The 17965-nt window shown below is 58.5% G+C and carries 16 protein-coding genes; 1 reads left to right on the plus strand and 15 read right to left on the minus strand.

Going from position 1 to position 17965, the window contains the following annotated elements:
• Positions 1-90: 90 nt before the first annotated feature.
• The 9 genes from sucD to sdhC all read right to left on the minus strand — a co-directional run bounded on the left by sucD (position 91) and on the right by sdhC (position 11539).
• A complete protein-coding gene (sucD, locus tag QRN20_RS13260; protein ID WP_004882573.1) occupies positions 91-972 on the minus strand; it encodes a succinate--CoA ligase subunit alpha in 882 nt (293 codons plus the stop codon).
• The gene (sucC, locus tag QRN20_RS13265; RefSeq protein WP_004882574.1) at positions 972-2138 is read right to left on the minus strand and encodes an ADP-forming succinate--CoA ligase subunit beta; all 1167 of its coding nucleotides are present in this window, start codon (positions 2136-2138) and stop codon (positions 972-974) included. The genes sucD and sucC overlap by 1 nt, the downstream gene beginning before the upstream one ends.
• Before the next feature lie 206 nt (positions 2139-2344).
• The gene (gene lpdA / locus QRN20_RS13270; protein ID WP_029241480.1) at positions 2345-3781 is read right to left on the minus strand and encodes a dihydrolipoyl dehydrogenase; all 1437 of its coding nucleotides are present in this window, start codon (positions 3779-3781) and stop codon (positions 2345-2347) included.
• Between the two features lie 165 nt (positions 3782-3946).
• Entirely contained in the window at positions 3947-5164 is a 1218-nt protein-coding gene (gene odhB / locus QRN20_RS13275; RefSeq protein ID WP_285360542.1) for a 2-oxoglutarate dehydrogenase complex dihydrolipoyllysine-residue succinyltransferase, read from the minus strand.
• A 41-nt stretch (positions 5165-5205) separates the two neighbouring features.
• Positions 5206-8037, minus strand: coding sequence for a 2-oxoglutarate dehydrogenase E1 component (locus QRN20_RS13280; RefSeq protein ID WP_029241478.1), 2832 nt, complete (start codon positions 8035-8037; stop codon positions 5206-5208).
• Between the two features lie 260 nt (positions 8038-8297).
• Positions 8298-9002, minus strand: coding sequence for a succinate dehydrogenase iron-sulfur subunit (locus QRN20_RS13285; RefSeq protein ID WP_004882578.1), 705 nt, complete (start codon positions 9000-9002; stop codon positions 8298-8300).
• 12 nt (positions 9003-9014) lie between these two features.
• A complete protein-coding gene (sdhA, locus tag QRN20_RS13290) occupies positions 9015-10787 on the minus strand; it encodes a succinate dehydrogenase flavoprotein subunit (RefSeq protein ID WP_004882579.1) in 1773 nt (590 codons plus the stop codon).
• A gap of 3 nt (positions 10788-10790) precedes the next feature.
• On the minus strand, positions 10791-11159 hold the full coding sequence (gene sdhD, locus QRN20_RS13295) for a succinate dehydrogenase, hydrophobic membrane anchor protein (protein WP_004882580.1): 369 nt from the start codon (positions 11157-11159) through the stop codon (positions 10791-10793).
• Positions 11153-11539: a succinate dehydrogenase, cytochrome b556 subunit gene (gene sdhC / locus QRN20_RS13300; protein ID WP_004882581.1), complete on the minus strand. Its 387-nt coding sequence runs from the start codon at positions 11537-11539 to the stop codon at positions 11153-11155. The genes sdhD and sdhC overlap by 7 nt, the downstream gene beginning before the upstream one ends.
• Before the next feature lie 350 nt (positions 11540-11889).
• On the opposite strand from sdhC, the gene gltA reads away from it, so the two are divergent.
• Complete coding sequence (gene gltA, locus QRN20_RS13305; protein ID WP_004882582.1) at positions 11890-13179, plus strand: citrate synthase; 1290 nt, start codon at positions 11890-11892, stop codon at positions 13177-13179.
• A gap of 69 nt (positions 13180-13248) precedes the next feature.
• Here gltA and QRN20_RS13310 read toward each other — a convergent pair whose 3' ends face one another.
• The 6 genes from QRN20_RS13310 to QRN20_RS13335 form a co-directional block, all read right to left on the minus strand.
• On the minus strand, positions 13249-13854 hold the full coding sequence (locus tag QRN20_RS13310; RefSeq protein WP_029241477.1) for an START domain-containing protein: 606 nt from the start codon (positions 13852-13854) through the stop codon (positions 13249-13251).
• A 55-nt stretch (positions 13855-13909) separates the two neighbouring features.
• On the minus strand, positions 13910-14167 hold the full coding sequence (locus QRN20_RS13315; protein ID WP_029241476.1) for a YkgJ family cysteine cluster protein: 258 nt from the start codon (positions 14165-14167) through the stop codon (positions 13910-13912).
• Between the two features lie 91 nt (positions 14168-14258).
• Positions 14259-14918 carry a hypothetical protein gene (locus tag QRN20_RS13320; RefSeq protein WP_029241475.1) on the minus strand — a complete coding sequence of 220 codons (660 nt, stop codon included), beginning with the start codon at positions 14916-14918 and terminating at the stop codon, positions 14259-14261.
• A gap of 111 nt (positions 14919-15029) precedes the next feature.
• On the minus strand, positions 15030-16469 hold the full coding sequence (locus tag QRN20_RS13325; RefSeq protein WP_029241474.1) for an aminotransferase-like domain-containing protein: 1440 nt from the start codon (positions 16467-16469) through the stop codon (positions 15030-15032).
• A 326-nt stretch (positions 16470-16795) separates the two neighbouring features.
• Positions 16796-17611, minus strand: a complete 816-nt coding sequence (locus tag QRN20_RS13330; RefSeq protein WP_004882587.1) for an OmpA family protein — start codon at positions 17609-17611, stop codon at positions 16796-16798.
• The gene (locus QRN20_RS13335; RefSeq protein WP_025996416.1) at positions 17608-17958 is read right to left on the minus strand and encodes a DUF4398 domain-containing protein; all 351 of its coding nucleotides are present in this window, start codon (positions 17956-17958) and stop codon (positions 17608-17610) included. Before QRN20_RS13335 ends, QRN20_RS13330 begins: the two co-directional genes overlap by 4 nt.
• Positions 17959-17965 lie beyond the last annotated feature (7 nt).

The following is a 17965-nucleotide window of genomic DNA, read 5'->3' on the forward strand; positions in this document are numbered from 1 at the left end:
GGCGTGGCCGCGATTGATTTCCCAACCCCAGAATGCACAAAGGCCACCCGAAGGTGGCCTTTGCTGATTGCTCGAAAAAGTAAGCGAGGCTTACTTCACCGGCCAACCGGTCAGCTCGGCCAAGGCCTTGCCGATGTCTGCCAGGGAACGAACGGTTTTGACGCCCGCGTCCTGCAGTGCAGCGAATTTCTCGTCTGCAGTACCTTTACCGCCGGAGATGATTGCGCCCGCATGGCCCATGCGCTTGCCCGGAGGAGCAGTCACACCAGCGATGTAGGAAACAACCGGCTTGGTCACGTGTGCCTTGATGTAGGCAGCCGCTTCTTCTTCAGCCGAACCGCCGATCTCACCGATCATGACGATCGCTTCGGTCTTCGGGTCTTCCTGGAACAGTTTCAGGATGTCGATGAAGTTGGAGCCCGGGATCGGGTCACCACCGATACCGACGCAGGTGGACTGACCGAAACCGGCGTCAGTGGTCTGCTTCACAGCTTCGTAGGTCAGGGTGCCGGAACGCGACACGATACCGACCTTGCCTGGCAAGTGAATGTGACCTGGCATGATGCCGATCTTGCACTCGCCCGGAGTAATGACGCCTGGGCAGTTAGGGCCGATCAGGACCACGCCCAGTTCGTCACACTTGACCTTGGCTTCCAGCATGTCGATGGTCGGGATGCCTTCGGTGATGCAGACGATCAGCTTGATGCCGGCGAATGCAGCTTCCAGGATCGAATCCTTGCAGAAAGGAGCCGGAACGTAGATAACCGAAGCATCGGCGCCAGTGGTAGCAACCGCTTCTGCAACAGTGTTGAACACCGGCAGGTTCAGGTGAGTGGTGCCACCCTTGCCTGGTGTCACGCCGCCAACCATTTTGGTGCCGTAGGCAATGGCTTGTTCGGAGTGGAAGGTACCCTGCGAGCCAGTGAAGCCCTGGCAGATAACCTTGGTGTCTTTATTGATCAGGACGCTCATTATTTGCCCTCCGCAGCTTTGACGACTTGTTGAGCAGCGTCGGTCAGGCTGGTAGCCGCGATGATGTTCAAACCGCTTTCTGCCAGTACTTTAGCGCCCAGTTCAGCGTTGTTGCCTTCAAGACGAACAACAACCGGGATTTTCACGCCGACTTCTTTCACTGCACCGATGATGCCTTCGGCAATCATGTCGCAACGAACGATGCCGCCGAAGATGTTGACCAGTACTGCAGCGACGTTGGTGTCGGACAGGATGATCTTGAACGCTTCGGTAACGCGTTCCTTGGTAGCGCCACCGCCAACGTCAAGGAAGTTTGCAGGCTTGCCGCCATGCAGGTTGACGATGTCCATGGTACCCATGGCCAGGCCGGCACCGTTGACCATGCAGCCGATGTTGCCTTCCAGTGCCACGTAGTTCAGTTCGAACTTGGCAGCGTGGGCTTCGCGCGGGTCATCTTGCGACGGATCGTGGAAAGCCTTCAGCTTTGGCTGACGGTACATGGCGTTGGCGTCGATGTTGATCTTGGCGTCGAGGCAATGCAGGTCGCCGTCAGCCTTGATCACCAGCGGGTTCACTTCCAGCAGGGCCAGATCGTGGTCCTGGAACAGTTTGGCCAGACCGGTGAAGATCTTGGCAAACTGAGTGACCTGCTTGCCTTCCAGACCCAGCTGGAATGCCAGATCGCGACCCTGGAACGGCTGAGCGCCAACCAGTGGATCGATCGTGGCCTTGAGAATCTTTTCAGGAGTGTCGTGAGCGATCTTCTCGATGTCCACGCCACCTTCGGTGGAAGCCATGAACACGATACGACGGCTGGAACGGTCTACAACAGCGCCCAGGTACAGCTCTTTGGCGATATCGGTGCACGACTCGACCAGGATCTTGGTCACTGGCTGACCATTGGCGTCAGTCTGGTAAGTCACCAGACGCTTGCCCAGCCACTGCTGTGCGAACGCTGCAGCGTCTTCCTTGCTGCGAACCAGCTTTACGCCGCCCGCTTTACCGCGACCACCTGCGTGAACCTGGGCTTTGACGACCCACTCGGTTCCGCCGATCTTGTCGCAGGCTTCTGCTGCTGCTTCGGGGGTGTCTACTGCGTAGCCTTTGGATACTGGCAGGCCGTATTCAGCGAACAGCTGCTTACCCTGATACTCGTGAAGATTCATGCTTATTACCGTCTTCGTTTAGGTACTGCGCATTCGGTGCTGCACGTCAGCGTGCCGCACCACCTGTGACCGCTACTCCGGGTGGACTCCAGAAAGGCCGTCGGGCCTTCCTGAAGCCGCCTGAGAGGTCGAGTCCGACGCAGATTCCGCGGTGATTCCTGCTGGCAGGATTCACGACGGGCACTGCGTCGTGGTTTCTTGTTGTCTCAGCGTTTCTTGCGGTTCTGGATGTGGATGGCGCCGCCATTCACTGCCAGGGCCGCTTCGTGCAGCGCTTCGGACAGAGTCGGGTGCGAGAAGACCATCATGCCGATGTCTTCGGCGCTGGTGCCGAACTCCATTGCAATAGCACCCTGCTGTACCAGTTCGGCAGCGCTCGGGCCAATCACGTGAACACCCAGAACGCGGTCGGTCTTGGCATCGGCGATGATCTTGACGAAACCGCCAGTATCGTTGGCTGCCATGGCACGGCCGCTGGCTGCGAACGGGAAGGAACCGACGTTGACTTCAACGCCTTCGGCCTTCAGGGTCTGCTCGGTCTTGCCTACCCATGCAATTTCCGGGTGGGTGTAAATGACCGAAGGAACCAGATCGTAGTTCATCTGGGCCTTGTGACCCTTGATGCGCTCGACAACCATGATGCCCTCTTCCGACGCCTTGTGCGCCAGCATCAGACCACGAACCACGTCGCCGATCGCGTAGACGCCCGGAACGCTGGTGGTGCAATGGTCATCGACGAAGATGAAGCCGCGCTCGTCGATGTCGACGCCGCTGTCGGCTGCCAGCAGATCAGTCGTCACAGGACGACGGCCTACGGCAACGATCAGGCGGTCGAAAACGATCTTCTGTTCGCCGGAAGCGTCGGTGTAGGTGACTTCAACTTCTTCGCCGTTGACTTTCGAGCCGGTCACGCGAGCACCCAGCTTGATGTCCAGACCCTGCTTGGTGAAGGTCTTCAGCGCTTCCTTGGAAACCGCTTCGTCAGCTGCTGGAATGAATTTTTCCAGTGCTTCCAGAACGGTCACCTGAGCACCAAGACGCGCCCATACGGAACCCAGTTCCAGACCGATCACGCCTGCGCCGATCACGCCCAGGCGTTTTGGCACCTGTTGGAATTCCAGAGCACCTGTCGAGTCGACGATGACTTTCTGGTCGACCGGAGCCGGCGGAATATCGATCGGACGCGAACCGGAAGCCAGGATCACGTGATCTGCTTCGATGATTTCGACTGTGCCATCAGCACCGGTCAGCTCGACCTTCTTGCCGGCCAGCAGCTTGCCGTGGCCTTGCAGAGTGGTCACGCCATTGGCCTTGAACAGGCTGGCAACGCCGCCGGTCAGGCCTTTGACGATGGTGGACTTGCGACCGATCATGGCCGGTACGTCGATGCTCACTTCGGAGGTCGAAATACCGTGGACCGCAAAGCCGTTCTTGGCTTCGTAGAACTTCCAGGAGCTGTCCAGCAGCGCCTTGGACGGAATGCAACCCACGTTCAGGCAGGTACCGCCGAGGGCCAGTTTGCCCTCCTTGTCCTGGTATTTCTCGATGCAGGCAGTCTTGAGACCAAGTTGCGCAGCCTTGATGGCGGCAACATAACCGCCAGGGCCTGCGCCAATCACTACCACGTCGAATTTCTGGGACATAAAAAGATTCCTTTTTAGCTGCGAGCTTCAAGCTGCAAGCTGCAAGCCGCTCTGCCTTGCGGCGTCGCTGGCTTGCGACCAATTCATAAGATGCAACACACCAGCCTCAGGCTGCACATCGACCTGATCGCTCAAGCCCGACACGTGCAACCTGTGGCCGCTTCATCAGATATCCAGCAGAAGACGCGCTGGATCTTCCAGCAGGTTCTTGATGGTAACGAGGAAGGTTACAGCTTCTTTACCGTCGATCAAACGGTGATCGTACGACAGTGCCAGATACATCATTGGACGGATCACGACCTGACCGTTGACTGCCATGGGACGCTGCAGAATGTTGTGCATGCCCAGGATGGCTGCCTGCGGCGGGTTGACGATCGGCGTCGACATCATCGAACCGAAAGTACCACCGTTGGTGATGGTGAACGTGCCGCCAGTCATCTCGTCGATGGACAGCTTGCCGTCGCGCGCCTTCTTGCCGAAGGTGGCGATGCCGCCTTCGATTTCAGCCAGGCTCATGTGCTCGGCGTTACGCAGAACCGGTACAACCAGACCACGGTCGCTGGAAACCGCAACACCCACGTCAGCGTAGCCGTGGTAAACGATGTCGGAACCGTCGATCGACGCGTTCACAGCCGGGAAGCGCTTCAGTGCTTCGGTAGCCGCCTTGACGAAGAACGACATGAAGCCCAGACGTACGCCGTTATGCGACTTCTCGAACAGGTCCTTGTACTTCGAGCGCAGCGCCATGACTTCAGTCATGTCCACTTCGTTGAACGTGGTCAGCATGGCCATGTTCGACTGGGCTTCAACCAGACGCTTGGCCACGGTTGCACGCACACGGGTCATCGGCACGCGCTTCTCGGTGCGGTCGCCAGCGGCGACCACAGGAGCGGCGGCAGCAGGCTTGGCAGCAGGCGCGGCGGCTGGAGCGGATTTCTTCGCTTCAATCGCAGCAACCAGGTCTTCCTTGGTGATACGGCCGTCTTTACCGGTGCCCTTGACGCTGGCCAGGTTGATACCGTTTTCTGCAGCCAGCTGGCGTGCGGCAGGCGCAGCAATCGGGTCTTCATCGTCAGCGGCGGGTGCAGCAGGCGTCGATGCAGCAGGAGCAGCGGCAGCAGCAGCTGGAGCAGCCGATGCAGTTGCACCGGCATCCAGGGTTGCAATCAGTTCATTGGACAGGACAGTGTCGCCCTCGCCTTTAACGATCGATGCCAGCACGCCGTCAGCTTCGGCCAGAACTTCGAGGACAACCTTGTCAGTCTCGATGTCGACCAGCAGCTCGTCACGTTTTACCGCTTCGCCCGGTTGCTTGTGCCATTTGGAAATGGTGCCGTCGGCAACGGATTCCGGGAAAGAGGGGGCTTTGATCTCGATAGCCATTATCTGTAATTCCTTAATTCGGTTTCTAATGCTCGAAGGCGTTAAACAGTGAAGGCATCTTGCAGGAGTTTTTCCTGCTGCTCGGCGTGCATCGAAGCGTAGCCACAGGCTGGAGCGGCAGAAGCATCACGACCTGCATACTCGAGAACGAGTTCGCGCTTGTGGTTACCCACACTGCGACGCAGATGATGCTGACTGCTGTACCAGGCACCCTGGTTCATCGGCTCTTCCTGACACCAGACTGCATGCTGCAGGTTGGTATAAGGCGCGATCGTTTCCATCAGGTCATCTTCCGGGAACGGATACAGCTGCTCGATACGAACGATGGCGATATCTTCACGACCTTCGGCACGGCGTTTTTCCAGCAGGTCGTAGTAGACCTTGCCGCTGCACAGCACCAGACGTGTGACCTTGGCCGGGTCGAGGGTATCGATTTCCGGGATCACGGTCTGGAACGAGCCTTCGGCCAGTTCTTCGAGCGTCGAAACCGCAAGCTTGTGACGCAACAGCGACTTGGGCGTCAGCACAATCAGTGGCTTGCGCAGCGGGCGGATCACCTGACGGCGCAGCAAGTGGTAGATCTGGGCCGGCGTGGTCGGCACACATACCTGAATGTTGTGCTCGGCACACAATTGCAGGTAGCGCTCAAGGCGTGCGGAGGAGTGCTCCGGGCCCTGCCCTTCATAACCGTGAGGCAACAGCATGGTCAGACCGCACAGACGGCCCCACTTGTGCTCGCCGCTGGTGATGAACTGGTCGACAACCACCTGGGCACCGTTGGCGAAGTCGCCGAACTGGGCTTCCCAGATGACCAGCGCGTTGGGCTGGGTGGTCGAATAGCCGTACTCGAATGCCAGCACCGCTTCTTCCGACAGGAACGAGTCATACAGGTCAAAGCGAGGCTGACCGGCGTACAGGTTCTGCAGCGGAATGTAGGTGCCTGCATCCTTCTGGTTGTGCAACACGGCGTGACGGTGCGAGAACGTACCGCGACCGATGTCCTGACCCGTCATGCGGATCGGGTGACCTTCGAACGCCAGCGTGGCATACGCCATGGTTTCGGCATAGCCCCAGTTGATCGGCAAGCCACCGGCCTGCATCTTCTGGCGATCCTCGTAGATCTTCTGGACCTGACGCTGCACGACGAAGCCTTCCGGCAGCTCCATCAGTTTGGCGGACAGTTCCTGCAGGGTCTTGAGATCGAAACGCGTGTCGTGACGCGCAGTCCAGGCGTGGCCCAGATACGGACGCCAGTCGACGAACAATTCCTTGTTCGGCTCCTTGACCAGGCTTTTCACCACGTGCAGACCATTGTCCAGCGCGCTGCGATAGTCGTCGACCTTGGCCTGAACACGGGCCTCGTCGAGAACGCCGGTCTTGATCAGACGCTCGGCATACAACTCGCGGGTGGTGCGCTGCTTGGTGATCTGCTGGTACATCAGAGGCTGGGTGCCGCTCGGCTCGTCAGCTTCGTTGTGACCGCGACGACGGTAGCAGACCAGGTCGATGACGATGTCACGCTTGAACTGCATGCGGTAGTCGATCGCCAGCTGGGTCACGAACATCACGGCTTCAGGATCATCGCCATTCACATGGAGAATCGGTGCCTGAATCATCTTCGCAACGTCGGTGGCGTACTCGGTGGAACGCGAGTCCAGCGGGTTGCTGATGGTGAAGCCTACCTGGTTGTTGATGACAATGTGGATCGTGCCGCCCGTCTTGAAGCCGCGGGTCTGCGACATCTGGAAGGTTTCCATCACAACGCCCTGGCCTGCGAAGGCAGCGTCGCCGTGAAGGGAGATCGGCAGAACCTTGTCACCGTTCGGATCGTTGCGACGATCCTGACGCGCGCGCACCGACCCCTCGACCACCGGAGATACGATCTCAAGGTGGGACGGGTTGAATGCCATGGCGAGGTGAACTTCGCCGCCTGCGGTCATGACGTTGGAAGAGAAGCCCTGGTGATACTTGACGTCACCGGAACCCAGTTCCACTTTCTTCTTGCCTTCGAACTCGTCGAACAAGTCGCGCGGGTTCTTGCCGAAGGTGTTGACCAGTACGTTCAGACGGCCACGGTGGGCCATGCCGATCACGACTTCCTTGGTGCCGTAGGAGCCGGAACGCTGGATCAGCTCGTCGAGCATCGGAATCAGGCTTTCGCCGCCTTCCAGGCCGAAACGCTTGGTGCCCGGGTATTTGGTACCCAGGTATTTTTCGAGGCCTTCGGCAGCGGTTACGCGCTCGAGCAGATGGCTCTGGATGTCAGCCGAAAAGACGGGACGACCGCGTACGCTTTCCAGACGCTGCATGAACCAGTTGCGCTGCTCGGAATCCACGATGTGCGTGAACTCGGAGCCGATGGTGCGACAATATGTCTGCTGCAACGCTTCGTGGATTTCGCGTAGGCTCGCTTCCTCTTTGCCGATGAACAAGTCGCCGGCGCGGAAAGTCGTATCCAGATCGGCATTGGTCAAGCCGTAGTGATTGATCGACAGATCGGCGGGTGCAGGACGCTGCCACAGACCCAGCGGATCGAGCTGGGCGGCCTGGTGGCCACGCATACGATAAGCCTGGATCAGTCGCAGTACTTCAACCTGCTTCTTCTCGTGCTCGCTGCTCACACTGCCGGCGGACACCGGTTGAGCGCGGCGCTGGTTTTTGGCCAGCAACACGAAATGATCGCGAATGGTCGAATGCGATACATCAGTGGCAGAGCTGCCATCAGCTGGCAACTTCTGAAAGTAGGTGCGCCATTCTTCTGGCACAGCGTTAGGGTCGTGCAGGTAAAGCTCATAGAGCTCTTCCACATAGGCAGCGTTACCACCGGATAGGTGGGCACTGTTCCACATGCGCTGCATCACGCTTTCTTGCATGCTTGGTCACCCTCGGTAAGGGGACACCACCGGCGAAGACACCAGAGCAATCCTGAAATAGTCGTGTGCAGCGACTGTATCAAGTCACCAGGGAATCACGCAGATAGTCCGGGTACCAGCCCGGATGCCCCTGCTGGTCTCATTTCTTCAAAATAAGAGCCGCAGCCTTGCGAGCTACTGCTCAGGTTAAAACCACGGCGCCGGTTGAAGCCTGCGCCGCGGCCATTTCAGTGCAACGGTGTTACAGGTAAAGCGTTGAATCAGACGCCGTTCTGCAGAAGCATGTTGCGTACGTGACCGATAGCCTTGGTTGGGTTAAGGCCTTTCGGACAAACGTTGACGCAGTTCATGATCCCACGGCAGCGGAAGACGCTGAACGGATCGTCCAGTGAAGCCAGACGCTCACTGGTCCGGGTGTCACGGCTGTCAGCCAGGAAACGGTAGGCTTGCAGCAGTGCAGCCGGACCCAGGAACTTGTCGGGGTTCCACCAGAAGGACGGGCACGATGTCGAGCAGCAGGCGCACAGAATGCACTCGTACAGGCCATCGAGCTTTTCGCGCTCTTCCGGAGTCTGCAGACGTTCGATGGCCGGAGCCGGCGTGTCGTTCTGCAGGAATGGCTTCACCTTCTCGTACTGCTTGTAGAAGATGCTCATATCGACAACCAGGTCACGAATGACCGGCAGGCCCGGCAGCGGACGTACGATCAGCTTGCCCTTGGCAACCACAGCAGACACTGGCGTGATGCAGGCCAGGCCGTTCTTGCCGTTCATGTTCATACCGTCGGAACCGCAGACGCCTTCACGGCACGAGCGGCGATACGAAAAACCTTGATCCTGTTCTTTGACCAGGGCCAGCACGTCCAGCACCATCAGGTCCTTACCACCGGTATCGACCTGAAACTCCTGCATGAACGGCGCAGCGTCCTGCTCAGGGTTGTAACGATAAACACTGACTTGCAACATATCGGCCACCCCTTAATAAGTCCGAATCTTAGGTTCAAAAGTCGGAACAGTTTTCGGCGAGAAGTTCACGGCACGCTTGGTTACGCGCTTGTCACCCGGGAAGTACAGGGTGTGGCACAACCAGTTCTCGTCGTCGCGATCTTCAAAGTCTTCACGGGCGTGAGCGCCGCGGGACTCTTTACGATGCTCTGCGGCAATCGCGGTAGCTTCTGCGACTTCCAGCAGGTTTTGCAGTTCAAGCGCTTCGATACGGGCAGTGTTGAACGCCTGGCTCTTGTCGTTGATCTTGACGTTGGCGATACGACCACGCAGGTCTGCCAACTGGGCAATACCCTTCTGCATGTATTCGCCGGTACGGAATACACCGAAGTAGTTCTGCATGCAGCTTTGCAACTCTTTACGCAGCGAGGCAACGTCTTCGCCTTCGGTGCGCTCGTTCAGGCCGGCAAGACGCGCCAGAGCGGCGTCGATGTCGGACTGGGAAGCACGGGCGTAATCAACACCTTCACGCAGGGCCTGCTCCAGGTGGATACCCGCAGCACGACCGAACACCACCAGATCGAGCAACGAGTTGCCGCCCAGACGGTTGGCACCGTGAACCGATACGCAAGCCACTTCACCTACAGCGAACAGACCCGGAATGATCTGATCCGTTCCAGCCGCGTCCTGAGTGATTGCCTGACCGTGAATATTGGTGGCAACGCCGCCCATCATATAGTGGCAGGTCGGTACCACAGGGATCGGCGCGGAAGCCGGGTCAACGTGTGCGAAGGTCTTGGACAGTTCCATGATGCCTGGCAGGCGGCTGTGCAGCACTTCCTCACCGAGGTGATCGAGCTTGAGCATCACGTGGTCACCGTCAGGACCACAGCCGTTACCGGCAATGATTTCCTTGACCATGGAACGCGCAACGACGTCACGACCGGCAAGGTCTTTCGCGTTCGGAGCATAACGCTCCATGAAACGCTCGCCGTGCTTGTTGATCAGGTAGCCGCCTTCACCGCGGCAGCCTTCGGTAACCAGTACACCTGCGCCAGCAATGCCGGTCGGGTGGAACTGCCACATCTCGATGTCCTGAACCGGCACACCGGCGCGCAGCGCCATGCCGATACCGTCGCCAGTGTTGATCAGGGCGTTGGTGGTCGAAGAGTAGATACGGCCTGCACCACCGGTCGCCAGTACAGTTGCGTTGGCGCGAATGTAAGAGGTCTCACCGGTTTCGATGCAGATGGCGATGATGCCGACGAACGCGCCGTCCTGGTTCTTCACCAGATCCACTGCGTAGTATTCGTTCAGGAATACGGTGCCGGCCTTCAGGTTGGCCTGATACAGGGTGTGCAACAGTGCGTGACCGGTACGGTCGGCCGCGGCGCAGGTACGTGCAGCCTGACCACCCTTGCCGAAGTCCTTGGACTGGCCACCAAACGGACGCTGATAGATACGACCCTGTTCGGTACGGGAAAACGGCAGGCCCATGTGTTCGAGCTCGAAGACCGCTTCCGGACCTACGGAACACATGTACTCGATAGCGTCCTGGTCGCCGATGTAGTCGGAACCCTTGACGGTATCGTACATGTGCCAGCGCCAGTCATCGTTCGGGTCGGCCGAAGCGATTGCGCAGGTGATGCCACCCTGTGCGGATACAGTGTGCGAGCGGGTCGGGAAGACCTTGGTGACCACGGCGGTCTTGTGACCACCCTGAGCGAGCTGCAGCGCAGCGCGCATGCCTGCACCGCCACCACCAATGATGATGGCGTCGAAAGAAAGCGTATTTGTGTTAGCCATGGATCAGATACCCCAAAGAATCTGCACGCCCCAGACGAAGTAGGCGAACATCAGAACGCCGCATACCGCCTGGAACAGGAAACGGACTGCAGTCGCGGACTTGCCCAGCGCCATCGGCGTCAGGTAGTCGGTCGCGATGGTCCACATGCCGACCCAGGCGTGAGCGCCGAGGGCAACGAGGGCCAGCAGACTGAAGATGCGCATCCAGTTGTTCGCGAACAGATCATGCCATTGGGCGTAGCTCAGACCCGGGTGAAAGACCATGTATCCGATCAGGAATATGAAATAAGCCGCGAGCACGACCGCAGAAACACGCTGCGCCATCCAGTCATAGAGGCCCGAACGTGAAAGGTTGGTGACGTTGGTTACCATATCCATACTCCTGCCAGAAGAATCAGTACCACGGAAACCGCGATAACGATTTTGGAGCCCAGCTTGCCGCCTTCCAGCGTCTCGCCCACTCCCGTGTCCATGATCAGGTGACGGATACCGGCCACCAGGTGATACAGCAGGGCAGACAGCAGCCCCCAGATGACAAGCTTGGCCAGCGGGCTGGTCAGACACGCCTTTACTTCACCGAAGCCCTCTTCGGATGCCAGCGACTTGTCCATTGCGTACAGCATGATTGCAATACCGACAAAGAGGATGACACCGGAGATACGGTGAAGGATGGACGTGTAAGCAGTGACTGGGAGCTTGATGGTCCTTAGGTCTAGATTTACAGGTCGTTGGCTATTCACGGCTTTTTTCACACTGAAGAGCCCCTAACAATCAGGGCAAGTTGTTGGGAAGTGCACTGGTCAGGTACCCACCACCCAGGAAGTGACGACCCCCTTCGAACAGGCCCAAAAGCCCCCGGCGGTCGGACGCCGAGTATAGACAGTTAGGTTACTAATGACAACGCACAGACTTACCGCCAATAGCGGATTGCGCTCGTCACGTAAAAGGCGTAAACGGCAGGAAACGGGCCTTGAAAAATATGCAGGAAGGCCTTCTGGAGCGCGACTTTAGCCAAATTGACTTTAGAATTTATCTCACTATAGTGATGCGGGCCCTGCGTGGGGGGCCTGTCTGATGATTTGAAGCATAAATAGGAGGCCACATGGCTGACAAAAAAGCGCAGTTGATCATCGAGGGCGCTGCCCCCGTCGAGCTGCCAATTCTGACCGGTACAGTGGGTCCGGACGTGATCGACGTACGCGGTCTCACCGCCACCGGCCGCTTCACATTCGACCCTGGCTTCATGTCGACCGCCTCTTGCGAGTCGAAGATCACCTACATCGATGGTGACAACGGAATCCTGCTGCACCGCGGCTACCCTATCGAACAACTGGCCCAGCACTCCGACTACCTGGAGACCTGCTACCTGCTGCTCAACGGCGAATTGCCGACCGCCGAGCAGAAAGCCCAGTTCGTCGCCGTGGTCAAGAACCACACGATGGTCCACGAACAGCTCAAGACCTTTTTCAACGGCTTCCGTCGCGACGCCCACCCGATGGCCGTCATGTGCGGCGTGGTCGGCGCGCTTTCAGCGTTTTACCACGACTCGCTGGACATCAATAATCCGCAGCACCGCGAGATTTCCGCCGTGCGCCTGGTCGCCAAGATGCCGACCCTGGCCGCCATGGTTTACAAGTACTCCATGGGCCAGCCCATGATGTACCCGCGCAATGACCTCAGCTACGCCGAAAACTTCCTCCACATGATGTTCAACACCCCGTGCGAGATCAAGCCGATCAGCCCGGTGCTGGCCAAGGCGATGGACAAGATCTTCATCCTCCACGCCGACCACGAACAGAACGCCTCGACGTCCACAGTGCGTATGGCGGGCTCTTCGGGTGCCAACCCGTTCGCCTGTATTGCCGCAGGCATTGCAGCGCTCTGGGGCCCCGCTCACGGCGGCGCCAACGAGGCTGTACTGACCATGCTCGATGAAATCGGCGATGTTTCGAACATCGACACCTTCATCGCCAAGGCCAAGGACAAGAACGATCCGTTCAAGCTCATGGGCTTCGGTCACCGCGTCTACAAGAACCGTGACCCACGCGCCACCGTGATGAAGCAGACCTGCGACGAAGTGCTGAAAGAACTGGGCATCACCAACGATCCTCAGCTCGAACTGGCCATGCGCCTTGAAGAGATCGCCCTGACCGATCCGTACTTCATCGAGCGCTCGCTGTACCCGAACGTCGATTTCTACTCGGGCATCATCCTGAAAGCCATCGGCATTCCGACCAGCATGTTCACCGTGATCTTCGCCCTGGCGCGGACCGTCGGCTGGATCTCGCACTGGAAGGAAATGCTCTCGAGCCCTTACAAGATCGGCCGCCCACGCCAGCTGTACACCGGCAACGTGCAGCGCGACATTGTCGAGCTCAAAGACCGCAAGTAAGCCGTACTGCAAAACGAAAAAGGGCTGCCAATGGCAGCCCTTTTCAGTTATCGCATCAAGACCGTGACGTTATTGCGCTGCCCTCTCCCGCAACGCCTTCAGAGTGTTGAAAGGCGCGTCGACCACGAACTTGTTGGCCAGCATGGACGGCACGCTGCCGCCGGGCTCGGTGTGCACCTGATACGTTACCTCAGTCTGGTTGGGCCCTTTGGGCACCAGCTTCCAGAAACCTTCGACCTCCGCCACACGTACATAACCTTTCTCTTCGGGGATGTAGTCAGGCTGTTCCTGAATATTTCGGGTAAGACTGCCGTCAGCCCCCTCTTGCGTGGTAATCAGCAGCACCGAATCACGCGGCGTAACAGGCCAGGGCGTATTGAAACGCGTATAAGTCCAGGCCTTGTTGCCTTCATGCTTGAGCACCTTCTGTGACTGGCACTCATGGATCCAGGCACAGGCACCCGCCACGTCTTCCTGCAGCGCGCGCAACTTGCTCACGCTGGCATTGATGATCGCCACCCCGCGATACGCCTTGTACTTGGAGCCCGGCACATCACTGAGCGAAACCTTGATGCCGTCTTCGTCCTTGGCGACCTGCCAGTCTTCAGCCTGAACAGCCCCCACCAGCATTACAGTCAAGCCACAAGCGACAGCCATGCGATACAGCGGACCCATTGTCTTATTCCTTATTGTTGAGATGCCGACGAAACCATCATGTAGAACAGCTTGTTCAGGCAACTGCGGTCATTTTTTCCCACCATCCGATCAGACGGATCGCATCAGCCTGATCGACGCCACACACATCCTCCGCCGCCTTGAACTGACTGCAGACCGCTGGCCGTTCGGGATTACCGAACAACCCGCAAAGAAGCTCGATGGAAAGATGCAGACAGCGCTCCCCTGCCGGCTTGCCGTTCGGCATGCCCGGTATGGGAGACGTGATGGAAGGCGCGATGCAGCAGGCACCGCAACCAGAGCGGCAGTCCATGACCCGAACCCTTGCTGAATGATTGAAAGAAGCAGGATAGTACTCATCAATACGCCCGTTTGAAAACTGCGTTCCGGACGATGATGATGCCTTACTGGTGAAATTTGAAGTCCAGCGCTGCACCTTCGACGTCGCGACGGTTGTCATTACGCATCTGCAGCTGCATTTCATTGGACAGCAGTCGGCCATTCAACTCGAAGGCCCCTGAGTCCGAAGGCGAATCCTTGCCGCCGAACATCTGCGGCAATATCGGCTTTCGTTTGGCCGTGATGACATTGGCAGGTGGATCGAGCGCCTTGACCATCTCGGGAGGCAGGCTGAGGTCCAGCTTCGGCGGATTGAGACGCACGTCCCTGGCCTTGACCTCTTTGCCAGTCTTGGCAGCCACCTCACGCTTCACGGCTGTCGACTTTGTCGCCGCCGCTTTCACAGTCGGCCGGGGTTTTTCAACTGCCTCGAGGATAGGACGGGGTGCCACGGGCTGAGACGACTCCTTGCCAGCCACCACCGGCTTCACCGGAATATTGGGCATCAACTCGTGCATCGTCACGGGCGACTTCTCGGATGCCGAATCGGTGACCACAGACTCGCGTGGCGAATCGACCGTGGAACGCGCCTCGGCAGCGACTGGAGCCTGCGCCGCCGCAGGCGCGCTACTTTCGGTCTTTGGTTTGGGCACCGGCGTTTCCCGAGCGTCACACGCGCTCAGTAAAACGATCACGCAAAGCCCCAGACAGCGAAACATATTCATAGGCAAAAATCAGACAAGACAGTGGCAAAGCCGAAAGAGCTACATGCTGTGCTTTTGAGGCATGCATGACAAGCCAAGAGTTCCGAACATTTGACGAAAATCGGCTGGCATTCAGTAGGCTGGCGAAACTTCCTGACACAACTGTCTGGCCAACATTCCCAATGTCATCAATGCACGCTCCGCCTCCCTGTTCCAGGGCATTCCGCAATTGAGTCGAATACAGTGGTTGAATTGCTCGGTGTTACTGAAAATAAGCCCCGGCGCAATACTGATGCCCTGCTCCAACGCCCGGACATGAAGTTCCTGAGTATTGACCCGTCCAGGCAGGCTGACCCAAAGAATAAAACCGCCCGCCGGCCTGCTCATCTGCGTGCCTTCGGGAAACGATTGCTGAACCGCAAGTTGGTAGGCACTCAGATTCTTGCGGTATTCCAGCCGTATAAACCTGAGGTGCCGGTCGTAGCCGCCATTCTCCAGGTACGCGGCAACCGCCATCTGCGTCACACTGCAGGCCGAATGGGTGCTGAAGGTTTGCAGGCGCTGGATTTCGGCCTGGTACTTGCCGGCGATCATCCAGCCGACGCGCACGCCCGGTGACAGCGTCTTGGAGAAACTCGAGCAATAAATCACCCGCCCCAGCCGATCAAAAGCCTTGAGCGCCTTGGTGCGCCCCACCTCGAACATCAACTCGCCATAGACATCATCTTCGACGACCTGAATGTCGAAATCCGAAGCCAGTCGCAGAAGATTCTTCTGCCGCTCCTCAGGCATGGTGCCACCCAGCGGATTACTCAGCCGGGAGGTCAGCACCAGCGCCTTGATCGACCACTGATTGGCGGCAAGCTGCAAGGCCTCAAGACTGATGCCGGTGGCCGGATCGCTTGGAATCTCGATGACTTTCAGGCCGAGCAGGTCAGCCAGTTGAAGCAGGCCGTAGTAGGCTGGCGACTCGGCGGCAATCAGATCGCCGGGACGAGTCAGGACGCGTAATGCCATCTGCAGCGCATCGACACAACCGTGTGTGATCACCACTTCAGACGGATCGACCACCACGCCCGCATCACGCATTCGAATAGCCACCTGCCTGCGCAACGGCTCGAAACCCGGGCTGAACATGTAACTGAATGCCCGCGGACTGTGAAAACGCGTGACCTTGGCGAGCTGCTGATGCAGCGCGCGAACAGGCAGATAGTCCACATGAGGCACCGCTGCACCCAGCGCGAAGACCCCTTCTCGGCGCGACTCCTCAAGCACTTGTTGAATGATGCTGCTACGCGTGACCAGACCCGGACGCTCGACGCGGGCGATGTCAGGCGTGGAGGCCGTCAACGCAGGCGTCTGATGCACGTAATAGCCGGACTGCGGCCTGGCCCGGATCAACCCTTGATCTTCAAGGTTCGCGTAAGCCTGCAAGACCGTGGCATGACTGACGTTGAGCTGCGAACTCATCTTGCGCACCGACGGCACACGCTCGCCGGGCTGATAAACACCACGACGAATGTCTTCAGCCAGTTGCTGAGCGATGCGCTGATAAAGCAAAAGATTGGTCATGACCACAGCCTCATGAGGGTCGGCCATTTTTTTATAAAACAGATTGGTGGTGGCCGACCATTGTCATGAAGTGTACTGGAACAGTTTGAGCACGGGCCAGCGAATGCGTGGGGTGCGAAAAATTAATGAGCGCACGCTCAAGCCAGCCACGCTCGAGAGCGGACGCGGAGCGTCCTGAGCGGCGTTACCACTCAGGAGCGTAGGCATGTCGCCCGTGACGCTCCGCGTCACAAATGGCACAGACTGCGGATTCCGTAAGCCGAGCGCACGACTCAGGTCATCCTTCCCCCTAGGCAACTTTGACGGAGCAAAGCCAGAACCCAGCCTTAACGAGCCGCGCCAAGCTGACCCTTCTCGTCGGAAAAGACGATTTCAACGCGACGATTCTGAGCGCGCCCACGTTCGGTTGCGTTCACGTTGACCGGGAATTCCTGACCATAACCCTCGACCTTGATTCGCTTTTCATCGATCCCAAGGTCCATCAGCACGTCAGCAACGGCCTGTGCCCGATCACGGGACAGCTTGAGGTTTTCCTGACGATCACCGGTGCTGTCGGTATAGCCCTCGATCCTGACGATCCGGCGCGGGTTGATCTGCAGGAACTGCACGACCTTGAGCACGGTGCGACTCGCAGAATTCTTCAGCTCGGCATGGCCCGCATCAAACAGCACATCGCCCAGGGTCATGACCAGCCCACGATCGGTCTGGGTTGTGGCGAGGCTGAGGATCTGGTCTTCAAGCCACCTGCCCTGCTGCTGGGCGCTGGCCAGCTTGGCTTCGCGCAAACCCAACTGCAGGCGCTGACGTTCCATTTCCATTTTCGCCAGACGCTCCTGGCTCAGCATGAGATTGCTGTGCTCACGGGCGATTTCGCTGTAGCGGCTGCTCAAATAGGCGTAATGATTCACGTCGGCGCCGCTGCCCAGGTAACTGGAGAGTCGCTCGGCACGAGCCAGTGACTCACCGGCACGAATCACGTCTTTCGGCGCACTGCGCAGCACATCGGTGTCTTCCTTGACCTTCTGGAAGTCCGCACTGGCCTGCTGCAGGGCCTGATCACTGTTCTGGTGGCCGGCGCAACCGTAAAGACCCGCAGAGCCCAGCAACAGGCAAACGCTCAGCGCACGTGGAATGCGGTTCATTGGGCGTCTCCCAGTTGCTTGCGCAAACGATTAAGGCGGGTGTTCAACTGCGTGATCTGCTCCTGGCTTTTCAGCGTCAGGACGCGCGCCTCTGCCAGACGGGCATCCAGCTCGGCCTGCTCGGCTTTCATGCGCGCGTCCTTGTAGGACTTGTCAGCCATGTCGGTACGGGCATCGGCGAACTTGGCCTCGGCCGTTTCCAGCTCGGGTTGCTCGTCAGCACCGACAGCCTTGGCCTGCTCAAGCGCCTGCTCGGTCAGCTTGAATTGCTCGGTCGGAACCGGATCACTGGCGCAACCGACCAGCATGGCGGCTGCCAGGGCGGCGATTGAAAAACGAATACTCACAAAAAAC

The organism is Pseudomonas sp. fls2-241-TYG-175, from assembly GCF_030209155.1.
GTDB lineage: Bacteria > Pseudomonadota > Gammaproteobacteria > Pseudomonadales > Pseudomonadaceae > Aquipseudomonas > Aquipseudomonas viridiflava.

What these genes read in the sequence shown, in the direction of transcription:
- sucD (WP_004882573.1), bottom strand. Translation starts at nt 972, where the DNA reads ATGAGCGTCCTGATCAATAAAGACACCAAGGTTATCTGCCAGGGCTTC.
- sucC (WP_004882574.1), bottom strand. Translation starts at nt 2,138, where the DNA reads ATGAATCTTCACGAGTATCAGGGTAAGCAGCTGTTCGCTGAATACGGC.
- lpdA (WP_029241480.1), bottom strand. Translation starts at nt 3,781, where the DNA reads ATGTCCCAGAAATTCGACGTGGTAGTGATTGGCGCAGGCCCTGGCGGT.
- odhB (WP_285360542.1), bottom strand. Translation starts at nt 5,164, where the DNA reads ATGGCTATCGAGATCAAAGCCCCCTCTTTCCCGGAATCCGTTGCCGAC.
- QRN20_RS13280 (WP_029241478.1), bottom strand. Translation starts at nt 8,037, where the DNA reads ATGCAAGAAAGCGTGATGCAGCGCATGTGGAACAGTGCCCACCTATCC.
- QRN20_RS13285 (WP_004882578.1), bottom strand. Translation starts at nt 9,002, where the DNA reads ATGTTGCAAGTCAGTGTTTATCGTTACAACCCTGAGCAGGACGCTGCG.
- sdhA (WP_004882579.1), bottom strand. Translation starts at nt 10,787, where the DNA reads ATGGCTAACACAAATACGCTTTCTTTCGACGCCATCATCATTGGTGGT.
- sdhD (WP_004882580.1), bottom strand. Translation starts at nt 11,159, where the DNA reads ATGGTAACCAACGTCACCAACCTTTCACGTTCGGGCCTCTATGACTGG.
- gltA (WP_004882582.1), top strand. Translation starts at nt 11,890, where the DNA reads ATGGCTGACAAAAAAGCGCAGTTGATCATCGAGGGCGCTGCCCCCGTC.
- QRN20_RS13310 (WP_029241477.1), bottom strand. Translation starts at nt 13,854, where the DNA reads ATGGGTCCGCTGTATCGCATGGCTGTCGCTTGTGGCTTGACTGTAATG.
- QRN20_RS13315 (WP_029241476.1), bottom strand. Translation starts at nt 14,167, where the DNA reads ATGGACTGCCGCTCTGGTTGCGGTGCCTGCTGCATCGCGCCTTCCATC.
- QRN20_RS13320 (WP_029241475.1), bottom strand. Translation starts at nt 14,918, where the DNA reads ATGAATATGTTTCGCTGTCTGGGGCTTTGCGTGATCGTTTTACTGAGC.
- QRN20_RS13325 (WP_029241474.1), bottom strand. Translation starts at nt 16,469, where the DNA reads ATGACCAATCTTTTGCTTTATCAGCGCATCGCTCAGCAACTGGCTGAA.
- QRN20_RS13330 (WP_004882587.1), bottom strand. Translation starts at nt 17,611, where the DNA reads ATGAACCGCATTCCACGTGCGCTGAGCGTTTGCCTGTTGCTGGGCTCT.